Annotated in this window: 11 protein-coding genes; 3 read left to right on the forward strand and 8 right to left on the reverse strand. The window is 47.0% G+C overall.

The annotated features are described in order from the left end of the window. Positions 1-174: 174 nt before the first annotated feature. From ACIFO6_RS13640 to ACIFO6_RS13670, 7 genes are all read right to left on the reverse strand, one after another. On the reverse strand, positions 175-1485 hold the full coding sequence (locus tag ACIFO6_RS13640; RefSeq protein ID WP_430041186.1) for an MATE family efflux transporter: 1311 nt from the start codon (positions 1483-1485) through the stop codon (positions 175-177). Further along, positions 1452-2294: an ABC transporter ATP-binding protein gene (locus ACIFO6_RS13645; protein ID WP_430041187.1), complete on the reverse strand. Its 843-nt coding sequence runs from the start codon at positions 2292-2294 to the stop codon at positions 1452-1454. The genes ACIFO6_RS13640 and ACIFO6_RS13645 overlap by 34 nt, the downstream gene beginning before the upstream one ends. Then, on the reverse strand, positions 2287-3120 hold the full coding sequence (locus tag ACIFO6_RS13650; protein ID WP_430041188.1) for an ABC transporter ATP-binding protein: 834 nt from the start codon (positions 3118-3120) through the stop codon (positions 2287-2289). The genes ACIFO6_RS13645 and ACIFO6_RS13650 overlap by 8 nt, the downstream gene beginning before the upstream one ends. A gap of 7 nt (positions 3121-3127) precedes the next feature. Further along, positions 3128-3982, reverse strand: coding sequence for a nickel transporter permease (gene nikC, locus ACIFO6_RS13655; protein WP_430041189.1), 855 nt, complete (start codon positions 3980-3982; stop codon positions 3128-3130). A 2-nt stretch (positions 3983-3984) separates the two neighbouring features. Beyond that, on the reverse strand, positions 3985-4923 hold the full coding sequence (gene nikB, locus ACIFO6_RS13660; protein ID WP_430041190.1) for a nickel ABC transporter permease: 939 nt from the start codon (positions 4921-4923) through the stop codon (positions 3985-3987). Position 4924: 1 nt separating this feature from the next. Continuing rightward, the gene (gene nikA / locus ACIFO6_RS13665; protein ID WP_430041191.1) at positions 4925-6466 is read right to left on the reverse strand and encodes a nickel ABC transporter substrate-binding protein; all 1542 of its coding nucleotides are present in this window, start codon (positions 6464-6466) and stop codon (positions 4925-4927) included. Positions 6467-6671: 205 nt separating this feature from the next. Continuing rightward, on the reverse strand, positions 6672-8135 hold the full coding sequence (locus ACIFO6_RS13670; RefSeq protein WP_430041234.1) for a DHA2 family efflux MFS transporter permease subunit: 1464 nt from the start codon (positions 8133-8135) through the stop codon (positions 6672-6674). Positions 8136-8264: 129 nt separating this feature from the next. On the opposite strand from ACIFO6_RS13670, the gene ACIFO6_RS13675 reads away from it, so the two are divergent. Both ACIFO6_RS13675 and ACIFO6_RS13680 read left to right on the forward strand, forming a co-directional pair. Then, a complete protein-coding gene (locus ACIFO6_RS13675) occupies positions 8265-8834 on the forward strand; it encodes a TetR/AcrR family transcriptional regulator (RefSeq protein WP_430041192.1) in 570 nt (189 codons plus the stop codon). Between the two features lie 182 nt (positions 8835-9016). Continuing rightward, positions 9017-9268, forward strand: a complete 252-nt coding sequence (locus tag ACIFO6_RS13680) for a YolD-like family protein (protein WP_014281611.1) — start codon at positions 9017-9019, stop codon at positions 9266-9268. 248 nt (positions 9269-9516) lie between these two features. On the opposite strand, the gene ACIFO6_RS13685 is transcribed toward ACIFO6_RS13680, so the two are convergent. Beyond that, positions 9517-9846, reverse strand: coding sequence for a DUF3817 domain-containing protein (locus ACIFO6_RS13685; protein WP_430041193.1), 330 nt, complete (start codon positions 9844-9846; stop codon positions 9517-9519). 317 nt (positions 9847-10163) lie between these two features. Between ACIFO6_RS13685 and ACIFO6_RS13690 the strand changes: the two genes are divergently transcribed. Beyond that, entirely contained in the window at positions 10164-12185 is a 2022-nt protein-coding gene (locus ACIFO6_RS13690) for an FAD-dependent oxidoreductase (protein WP_430041195.1), read from the forward strand. Positions 12186-12270 lie beyond the last annotated feature (85 nt).

Here is a 12270-nt window from a genome sequence, read left to right on the forward strand (position 1 = left end):
TAAAGCAGGTGTTTGTGGTGGACGCTCCGCGAACGGAACGTTGCTCCAATCGCTGTTGTCTCCAGATTTATTGAATCATACTCAGCGGTGTAAATCTGGAGACAAGGGCGATCGTAAGAATGATCCGTCCGCGCAGCGGTCATAGAAGCACGCATTAACACGTTCGTTAGCAAGCTATATCCTCTGCAACCGAGGCAAATAGATCACAAGAAACAGCGACCGCCCTAAAGCAAATACGATGAACGAGAGCCAAAGCCCATGATTCCCATAGTGGGGAACGCACCAGAACAGCGCAATCAAAAAGAAGACCAATGAAATGAGCATTGAATTACGGATTGGGTACGTCACCGTCATACCTGTAAATACACCGTAGAAGACCAGACCCAGTCCGGCGGCCAGTGGAAAGGCGACTAGCCAAACGTTATATGGACCCGTAAGGCTAATCACCGTAGCGTTATCGGTAAACAGACGAATAAGCGGCTCCTTCAGTGCAAAATACAGCCCACCCGTCAGCACGCTAGTTACAATCGTCCAGAACCAGGATAAATGAATCACTCTTTGCAGCATTTTTTGATCCCTTGCACCCCGGGCCTGACCTGTCATAATGCTGCTTGCGTTGGCAAATCCGTCAAAAAAGTAAGCCATAAGGTAGTGGATTTGCAGCAAAATAGCATTCGCCGCAAGCTGATCGGTTCCAAAGCCCGCACTGCGCGATGTAAACAGATTAAACATCGTCAGCAGACAGGCTGTGCGGATCATAAGGTCCAGATTCGTTGCCATGACATTTTTCAGCTCAGAAGCTCCAAACCACCCCCGCCAATCCCGATGTCCGCTGCGCTTCCATTCTTTCCAGACCGACGAACGAAGCACCAGCACAAAACCAAGTACACATGCGAGGACCTCAGCAATTAGAGTAGCGCCAGCCACACCAGCTACATCCCATTGCATGATTTGTGTGAATACAATAGCCAGCACCATATTGATAACATTCATGGAAATTTGCAAAAACAGTGTAGCCTTTACGCGAGACAATCCCATTAGCCAGCCGAGCAGTACATAGTTCACCAGCGTGAGGGGAGCTCCCCAAATACGAATGTTAAAATAAATCGATGCCTGCGTCGCCACATCCTCAGCAGGATGGATAAGCTGGAGGGAGGCTAGCAGGATCGGCTTTTGCAGCAGAATGAACAACGCACCGATCACCAAAGCAATCCCCATCGGACGCATGAGGGCGGCTATACCCTGGTCGTTATTTTTAGCCCCGGCCGCCTGTGCCGTAAAAGCCGATGTGCTGACTCGCAGAAAGCCAAACAGCCAATATAAAGTATTAAAAATAAGAGTGCCTACTGCCACACCGCCCAAATAGGCAGAGTGGCTCAAATGACCGATTACCGCTGTATCCACAGCACCGAGTAGCGGGGTTGTAATCGTCGAGATAATTAAAGGAATGGCTAAAGCAAGATAGGCTCTGTGGGAAGGCAACATGTTGAAAAAACCTCCAGTAGCGATTGTGTATAGAAATGGCGATCTGAGTGAAATAAAGCTTCCTTGGGAAAATGCTCAAGGACACTGCCATCTTTCATAACCATGATCCGGTCACTCATAAAGTGCACGGCTGCCAGGTCATGAGAAATAAATAGATATGCCAATCCCAGTTCATCCTGCAAATCCTTTAGCAGATTTAAAACGGTGGCCTGTGTGGTCACATCCAGACTGGCCGTCGGCTCATCCAGCACGATAAAATCCGGCTCGGTGCTGATGGCACGCGCAATGGTTACGCGTTGCTTCTCCCCGCCGCTGAGCTGATGGGGATACTTATCCAGATAGCTGGAGGGAAGCTTCACCATACCGAGCAAGTGCTCAGCCATGTTCCTACGTCCCGAAGGCATACCCTTCATATAGGAGGGAACATAGCCTTTGAGCTGATCCAGCGGTTCCATCAACGATTGCAGGATCGTCAGTCTGGAGTTCAAAGCCGCAGTTGGATGCTGAAACACGGCGCCAAGTCTGCTACGAATACGCTTTAATTCGCTTCGCTTTAATCCCCGGACTGCACGCCCATCTAGCACCAGCTCGCCTTGATCCAACGGGTCCAGCGTCAAAATACAGCGAGCGAGCGTACTTTTTCCGCTGCCGCTTTCCCCGACGACACCCAGACATTCTCCGGTGGAAATCGACAGAGAGATATCTTGCAGCACAGTTTTTCCCCCTGCGTAAGCCTTCGTCAAACCAGAAACAGTGACAACGGGCTTGGAAATGCCAAGCCGCTGAGGAGGTAATGCTTCATTATCCAAGTGATCCGCTCCTATCTGGTGTGGTCTGTTCTTCGGTGCTGTAGGGCAAACGTGCGGGAGCGCCTGGAGACAATGGCGGAATGGCCGCTAGCAGCCGGCGTGTATACGGATGCGAAGGATGATCCAGTACGGCTTGCGTCTCTCCAGTCTCCACCAGTGAACCTGTACGCATCACCGCGATTCGGTCCGCATACTTGCGGACATGCCGTAGATCGTGAGTGATCCACAATACGGAAATCCCTGTTTCCATCCGTATCCGGTTGATGAGTTGGAGAACCCGGTGGGCTGTCAGTGTATCGAGCGCGGTTGTTGGCTCGTCGGCAATGAGCAGCTTTGGTTCCAGCAGCAGTGCAGCAGCAATAGCGGCTCGTTGCAACTGTCCGCCGCTGAGCTGGAACGGATAACTGCGATACACACGCTCCGCAGGAAGCTGTACACGCTCCAGCACCTCGATACAGCGTTGTTTGCGCGCTTTACGATCCTGTCTGCCATGGGCACGTATCAGCTCGTCCAACTGGCTTCCAATACGAAGGAAGGGGGTGAATGCCCCGTGATAGTCTTGAAAAATATAAGAGATTTCATTGCCTAGCAAGGAACGCATTTGTTTGGCTGATAGGGCAAGTAAATTATTCTCCTTCCACGCAATGATCCCTTTGGCTGTAACGGAAGAGGGAAGAAGACCGCCGATGGCAGACGCGGTCATGCTTTTTCCGCTACCACTTTCTCCGGCGAGAGCAAACCATTCCCCCGGACGAACGGCAAGCTCCAGCCGGTTTACGATCGTTTTTGCTTTGGTCTGAATCGTTAGGTCTTTAATAGACAGCATAACCGGTTCACACCTCCGTCCGGGTTTTGACATCATATTGGTCACGAAGCTTGTCTCCCAGGACATTCGCCAGGAGTACCGTAAGTGAGACAGCAACCCCGGGAACTAGCATCAGGTGGGGAGCTATTTGAAAATATGCTCGCCCTTCATTCAGCATTGTGCCCCATTCGGGAATCGGTGGCTGTGGACCCAAGCCCAAAAAGGACAGAGAGGCAATCATCAAAATGATTTTGCCAATATCCAGCGTAGCCAGTACCAGTACATTCCCGATCGTGTGGGGCAGAATATGTCGCATGACAATTCGCAGGGAGGATGTACCCGCCAGTATGGATAATGAAATGTAATCCTTTTGCTTCTCAGCCAGAACGATACTGCGCACGAGCCGTGCATAACTAACCCATTTTACTGCGGTCACGGCGAAAATAAGATTCAATAAGCCCGGCCCGAGCAGGCCGCTCAGTACAATGGCAAAGATATAATCAGGTAATGTCATAAAAGCATCAATCACCCGCTTGAATACGCGATCAATCCAGCCTCCAACAAACCCGGACAGTAGCCCGAGTGGAACCCCAACAACCAGTGAAACGGTCAATATCAACAAACTGGTTCCGACAGTCATCCGAAGTCCTGACATCACCCTTGACAGCATATCTCTGCCTAAATGGTCAGTTCCCAGCCAATGTATAGCACTGATCGGTTGGAGTCGATTCCCCATCTGGACACGGTACGGATCTTGCAGGGCAAGAAGGGGAAGCACTACAATTGCTGCAAGAATGAACAGGATGGAGAGCGTTACGATCCACGGTTTGGACAGTCGCATCTTGATGAGCTGCCTGTATTCGGCATGTATGGATTTTATCATGATCATCGTTTCTCCTTCAAAGCAATTTCAGGATTAACCCAACGGTAGGACAGTTCTACCAAAATATTGATGCATACGATAAACACGGCCATAAATAGCGTATAGCCCTGAATAATCGGGTAATCCCTCGCAGCAATGGCATCGACAATCCATTTGCCCAGCCCCGGATAGGCAAACAGCACCTCGATTACCACAGTACCTCCCAGTAGGCTGCCTATACTCTCACTGAACACCGTAATGAGTGGCACAAGACTGTGACGGAACATATGCCTGGAAAAGATACGCAACGGACCGATTCCACGTGCTTGTGCTGCCTTAATAAAGTCCTGTCCCGAGCTTTCGATCAGACTAGCACGAATCATCCGTACATAGACAGCAGACATTGCCAGCCCCAAGGTAAGGGAAGGGAGCACCAGATGAAAAACGGTTCCCTCTCCCATGGACGGTAAAATTCGCAGTTTAACCGCAAACCACTCCATAAACAAGAGACCCATCCAGAAGCTTGGGATCGAGGAGCCGATTAAGGCAAATACGCGACTGACGCTGTCAATCCAGCGATTTCGATACAACGCTGACAGAGTTCCCAATGGAAGAGCAATCAGCAGCATGATGAACAGGGAGGCTCCAGTAAGGAGAAGTGTATAAGGCAGCTTTTCCATGAACTCTGTGAATACCGGACGATGGGTTAAATAAGACTTTCCAAAATCAAACTGAAGTAATTGAATCAGCCACTTGCCATATTGCACAGGTAACGGTTGATCCAGTCCCAGTTGACTGCGCATATCCGCAATTTGCTGATTGGACACCGCGACATCATCTACCCGGAGAATGCTCCGGACGGGATCGCCTGGAACAAGCTTGAGCAGACAGAAGCTGACAAAGGAGAGAATAAGAAAGAACAATACAAGTTCGAAAAGCTTTTTGCCAATGGATTTGAGCATCTTAGTTCACATCCAGATCCTGAGTCAGCAGATAGTATTCACTTTGACTTGTCACCCAGTTATGTACGTAATTTCGATAGGCCACTACGTTATTCGGATGAACAAGGAAGGATTGCAGGTTTTCTTGATCAATTAGTACAACGGCTTCCAGCGCTAGCTTGTTACGTTGTTCCTCGTTCACCGTCATGTTCAGCTTCGTGATCAGAGCTTCCATTTTCGGTAAATGCACACGTCCATAATTCAACGCTCCCTCAGGCATGTAAGTCGCATTCAGGAAGTAACTTGCATCGCCACGCGGGGCAGTATTACTGCTATAAGTCGCCAAATCCCAATCCTGATTAGCCGCAAGGTATTCGTCGATATTATCAACCTGGCGGATATCAATCGTTATGCCCAGCTCCTTGGCGTTAGCCTGAATCAGCTGTGAAATGAGTGGGAGTTCTGCTCTCGACTGGTAAGTCAGTAATGTAAGATGAAGCGACTTGCCCTCGGGCGTTGTAACTTTACCATCCTGCACTTTGTATCCAGCCTGCTTGAAGCCTTCTCGCACAGCAGTCAAATCAAACTTTTTCGTAGTATACTTTGGTGAAAAAGGAAAGTCAGACAAGAATGGACCTTGAGCAGGGGTTCCTTGACTGGACATAATACCGCTGGCAATCTCATCCCGATTAATCAGGCTATCGAATGCTTTGCGCACCGTCGTTTTTTTCAGATCGTTGTTATTCATATTGTAAATGAGCTGATGCGTCCGCAGGCTGGGAAGAGAGTCAACCTTAACGGTGGGATCGGCTTTCAGCAATTCAAGACTTTCAATCGGCGGGCGGTACACAATATCGGCATCCTTGGCTTGAAAGGCAAGCTGACGTGCATTGGCGTCTTCGTTAAACATGAATTTGGCATGCTTCAGCTTCACTTCGCCATTCCAGTATTGCTCATTACGATCCAGATTCAGTTCACTTCCGGCGCGGAAGCTGGTGGCCTTGAACGGTCCTGTCCCTGATGGAAGATCACCTGTAGAAGTGGTATCTATCACCGCCGTATTCGGATGAACCAGCTCAGATACAAATTCCGGAAAAGGCCTGTCTGTCGTGATGTTTAAAATCTGACCATCTGCTTGCATATCACGGATATGCAGCGCATTTTTAACCGATGGATTGAGTTTTTGTGCTCTTTCCAGAGAGTCTTTGACAGCAGCGGCATCGACAGCTTTACCGCTATGGAAGGTCACGCCTGAACGGATGTTGAAGGTCCAGTGTTGTCCGTCCTTACTGTCCCATTTCTCTGCAAGCCAAGCCTCCAGCTTGAGATCCTTGCTCACCTTGACAAGCGTTTCACTCACTCCCGCACGAACGGCTGTGTAATTCACATCCGTATGAGGATCTACAGAAGGGCTTTGCACATTGAACAATAGGGTAACACTTTTATCTTGTGGTGCATTTGCAGCAGATGGAGAGGTTGAAGCTGATGGTGCTGAAGAGCACGCTGCCATCGTCCCTGCCAGTACCGACAGCATGAAGAGTTTAAAATACTGATTCTTAAACAACAGATATTCCTCCTTGATATTAATCGTAATCTTTACACTTTATCTCATGAAGCATATCGTAACCAAATGGGGAAGGTTTGTAAATATGTAATTATATAAATATGTATATAGGATCATAAAGAAAAAGCTGCTTGACCATGGAGATAGGTCAGCAGCCTTTTCACTTTTAGGATATTTTTGAACATAGATAGCTATAAATTATCTATTAATGCATGGGAGCTTGAGCAGCGCCTTTTTCTACATGAACTCTGCGAATGAAGAACGCAAGAATTAATCCAATTACACTGACGATCATGGCAAAGAAGAAAGAATTCTGTGATCCAAACGCCATAGCATTCGCCAATTCTTCTACAGATTTCGGCATACTGGATTGGCTCAAATAGCTTTCCATGCCCTTGGAGAGAATGCTGACCGCCACGGCTGTACCGATTGCACCGGCAACTTGCTGGAGCGTACTCATAATGGCTGTACCATCTGGGTACAGATCCATCGGCAACTGATTCAGACCGTTCGTCTGAGCAGGCATCATGATCATGGAAATGCCGATCATCAGGCAGCTATGCAGCACAATTATGAGTACGAGAGCTGATGTTGTCGTGATGCCGGATAGGAAAAACAAGACAGCGGCAACGATCACAAGTCCCGGAATAACGAGCCATTTTGGACCGAATTTATCGAACAGGGAACCCATGATGGGTGACAACAGACCATTGATAATTCCGCCGGGCAGAAGCACCAATCCTGCGGACAGCGCGGACAGGGCCAGCCCTTTTTGCAAAAAGAGTGGGAGAATCAGCATTGTAGAAAGGATCGTCATCATACACAGGAAGACCATCACAACGCCGATAACAAACATCGGATATTTAAAGACGCGCAAATTCAACATCGGTTGCTTCATTTTTAACTGGCGTACAGAGAACAGAATCAAGGATACCACTCCGATGATCAGAGGGAGCAAAACAACCGGGCTAGCCCAGCCTTCGCCGCCTTCTCCAGATTTACTGAAACCGAACACAACGCCACCGAAGCCAATAGAAGATAACAGGATAGATGGAATGTCAATTTTCGGCTTTGTAATCTCCGAAACATTTTGCATAAACAGGATACCGCAAATCAACGAAAGAATCAGAAAAGGAAGGGAAATCCAGAAAATCCAGTGCCAGGACAGATTTTGCAGCACCAGGCCCGCAATCGTAGGTCCCACCGCAGGAGCAAACATAATAACCAATCCGATGATTCCCATAGCTGCGCCTCTCTTTTCAGCCGGGAAAATGATCAAGATCGTATTAAACATCAACGGTAATAACAGCGCCGTACCGACGGCTTGAAGAATGCGTGCGATCAATAGCACCGCAAAGGTTGGTGCCAACGCAGCAACGAGACAGCCTGCAATAGAGAACAGCAGTGATGTGACGAAAAGCTGTCTTGTCGTAAAGGTTTGAAGCAGCAAGCCCGATACAGGTACCAAAATACCGAGTGTCAGCAGAAAGGCCGTGGTCAGCCATTGGGCTGTTGCTGTTGTAATGTGCAAAATCTGCATCAAATCATTCAGCGCAATGTTCAACGCCGTTTCACTGAACATTCCGATAAAGCCGCTAAGCAGCAGGGCAATCATAATAGGCAGCACCTTGAACGTCTTGGGATCAGACGGAGAGCTTGTTTGACTCATTGTACTCATGTTGTTTTTGTTCCTCCAATAAAATTGATGGGTATTGAATTATAGTGATCGGTCTATATATAATAAACGTGAAGTTATTTTTTTGTCAAAAAAAATTTAAATATTATAAGGATGCTGTATATGGCTGCTAAACCCGAATCATATGAAAATATTGTACAAACCGCTTCCAAGCTCTTTTTTCATCAGGGCTACCATGCTACCGGACTCAATCAGATTCTTGCGGAGAGTGGCTCACCGAAGGGCTCGCTTTATTATTATTTTCCGCGTGGCAAAGAGGAATTGGCTTTGGAGTGCATCAGAAGAGGAAATGAGTTTATTAAGAAAAAGTTGAAAGAAACGCTATCAGGGAAAGAGGACCCTGTGCTCGCCATACAGGATTTCATCCGCAATACAGCTGAGGAAGCGGACCAAACGAACTTTAATGGCTTTATGCCTATGGGATTTTGGGCTGCTGCGGAAACTTCCTGCATCAGCGAGTCGTTGCGGCGTGCCTGCGTGAATACGTTTACAGATTGGCAACATATCTATATGGAGCGTCTTCAGACAGCGGGATGGACAGAGGAAAAGGCACATAGTCTGGCGGTACTTATTATTTCCATGCTGGAAGGCGCCTTAATTCTGGCCCTTACTCAGCAGAGCAGTGCACCTATTTATAATGTAGCGGATTACATTCCACAGCTGATCAAATAAAAAAGGATATGGAATTGCTTTCTGGCTGACCAGCTTTGAGAGTCGATGTTCTTGTTCGTGAGAAATCGGCTCTTTTTTATACGCAAGTGCCACGAATTAACTCAGATTACCAGCACCAAATGATGAAAAGTATGGTAAAATGGAATGAATTTGATTTTGCAGTAAAGGAAGGGTGAAAGCAAGTGGCAAAGGCGAAGGTGGCCAAACGGCCTACCCGGGATGAATTTGTGCTGGAGGAAATTGGGAACCAGCTTGCAGAAGCGCAGCAAGAGCAATCCGAAGTTGTGTTGACCGTATGGGGGCGCCAAGAGACAACCCGCGGGCAGATCGTTAAAATGGACCCGAGAACGGGCAGGGTGCATGTAGAGAGTAATGGTGAAACGGACAAAGTTCCTTTTATGGATATCATGAGTGTGAATTACCCAAGAGATTAAGCAGGGTTTATATACCATTTTACATAAGCGCTGCTGTTTGTTCGGATTATTCGCTTATTTGGCGGTAGCAGGATATATCAAGCGCAATCATCTGGATGATCTCTCGAATGACTATTATCACAGCTTGGAAAAGTCAGGAAGTTAACGTGAGCAAAAACACGGCCGTTCCGGGGTTATGTAACCTCGAAAAAGCCGTGTTTTTTGTGCTATAGAATCCTTATGTCAACGGAGTCTTTTCTTTGACTTCCCTATGTAGCTTTTACCGGAGTAGCACCATTATCGCGCGCTTCGGCTTTCTTCAGTACCTTACGGTCAAAAATGAAAGGCCCGAATGGCAGCAATGAGGCAATCAGGGCGACAAGCCCTTGCAGTACCGAAAGCTTTCGCAAAATCAGCATGGCCACAATCGCAACTACATAAGTCACGAACAGTATACCATGGATCATACCGACCCACCTTACCATTTGCGGCATCCCGGCTGCGTATTTAAGCGGCATAGCGATACATACGAGCAACAGATATGAAATCGCTTCAATATTACCAATGATGCCAAATGTCTTAAAAGCATTTTTGAACATGAATAAGCCTCCCTTGTTACTATTACTTAAAATTTAATATAGCCTATAAAATGATTTTGTTACACGGTAGAAAGTTACGATTTATTGAATATTTACAGCTTTGCCTTCATTTTCAGTGAAAACATATAGATTTAAACTATGATTTAGCACATAAAATAGCATTAGAATTTATGGATCGGATGATATAAAATCAAGTTATAAGGAACGGTCGTACTCAAAAGTACCTCGACGTTCCTCAAAGTGAAAAAAATCACATGTGGGAATGCTTTAATGAAAACTTGAACATGAAATCTACAAACTCGCAAGGAGGAAGAACCATGAACCACTATCCTGCTATTTTTGAACCTCTGACAATACGTCGCATGACGTTAAAAAACCGGATTGTTATGCCACCGATGGGCACTAACTTTGCGGCTATGGATGGAAGCTTCGTTCAGGATCATATTGACTATTACGTGCAACGGGCCAAGGGTGGTACCGGTCTGATAACCGTAGAAAATGTTTGTCTGGATTTCCCAATGGGTACGAACGGAACGACCCAGTTGCGTATGGATAATGATCAGTTTATTCCCGGATTGTTTAGATTAACAGAAGCCCTTCACTCTTATGGAGCTTGCGTCTCTGTCCAAATTAACCACGCAGGTGCTTCCGCTTACGTTGGGAGATTGAATGGAGTTCAGCCTGTTTCTTCTTCGAATATTCCTTCCAAAAAGGGTGGAGCGATTCCAAGACCTTTGCAAAAAGAAGAAATTTACGCCATTGTTCGCAAATACGGAGAGGCAGCGGGAAGAGCGCAACGGGCTGGCTTTGACTGCGTGGAAATACATGCGGGCCATTCCTACTTGCTGAGTCAGTTCCTGTCCCCTATGTATAATAAACGTACGGATGAATTTGGTGGCAGCGCAGAAAATCGCACACGGTTTGCCAGATTGGTGATTGATGAAATTCGTTCGGTGGTTGGCCCATTCTTCCCGATCTGCTTACGCTTTAGTGCGGAAGAGTTCACAGAAGGCGGCAACACACTGGAGGACACCTTGGAATTGCTGGAGTATTTGAATGCTGAGGTAGATATTCTGAACGTGTCTGCTGCTCTGAATGATTCCATCCAGTTCCAGATTGATGGAATGAACCTGCCGGATGGCTGGCGCTCTTATATGGCCAAAGCGGTAAAAGACAAATTCGGTAAGGTCACCATGACCTCAGGTAATATTCGGAGTCCGCAAGCTGCGCAGGATATTTTGGAGAGAGGCGACGCTGACCTTCTGGCGATGGGAAGAGGATTGATCGCAGAACCGAACTGGGTGCTTAAAGTGCAGAATGGCCATGAAGAATTGCTTAGAAAATGTATTTCCTGCAACATCGGCTGTGCCGATCACCGTATTTCCAAGAGTAAACCGATTTGCTGCACGGTGAATCCTGACCTGTTCAGAGAAGCTGAATACCGGAAACAACACGTTAAGAATAACGTTCAAGTTGTTGTGATTGGTGGCGGTACCGCAGGACTGGAAGCGGCATGTACAGCGGCAGAAGTAGGCTGCAAAGTAACCCTTTTTGAAGAAAAACCAGAATTGGGTGGCTTGGCTCGTGATATTGCCCGATTGCCGGACAAAACGCGTATTCATGATTTCCCAGATTATCTGATTCAACGCACCAAACAACTGACCAATCTGGATATTATCACAGGAACCCAAGCGGATCTGCCGATGATTACGGCTTTAAATCCTGATATTATTATCAATGCAACAGGTGCCAAACCACTGCTTCCGCCGATTGCGGGATTGCATGATCAATTGGGTAAACCGGGTTCCAAAGTATTCTCTATCTTTGATCTTTTGCACAATATGGAGAACTTCCAAGAGTTTGAAGGCAAACGTATTGTTGTAGTAGGTGGCGGAGCCGTGGGATTGGACGTTGTCGAATATTACGCAGAACGTGGTGCTCAAAAGGTTTCCATTATTGAAATGATGCCGTTACTGGGCAAAGATCTGGATATGATTACTCGTATTTCCATGATGAAAATGGTTGAGGAGCGGGAAGTGAACGTTCATACGGAAACTGCTTTGACAGAAGTATGCAGCGACCGTTTCAAAGTAAAACACGGAGAACAGGAGTTTGAGATTCCTTTTGATCTCGGTTTCGTATGCTTGGGAATGCGCTCATTCAGTCCGCTTATGGACAGCTTGCTCGAATACGGTAAGGAATATCAAGTGGAAGTCGTGAATATCGGAGACAGTAAACAAGCTCGTCGTATTATTGATGGTACCCGTGAAGGTCGGAATATTCTGCACATCATCCAACGGGTGGATGAATTCAAAAATGAGTTTTCTTATTCTTACTAAGTATTGACCTCCTTTGCTACTACTGACTTGGGCTTGAAATAAGCCTATCAGCGTAGCAAGAGCCTATTGTCCCACAGGAGGTGTA

Source organism: Paenibacillus sp. NRS-1781, assembly GCF_050467745.1.
GTDB classification, from domain to species: Bacteria; Bacillota; Bacilli; order Paenibacillales; family Paenibacillaceae; genus Paenibacillus; species Paenibacillus terrae_A.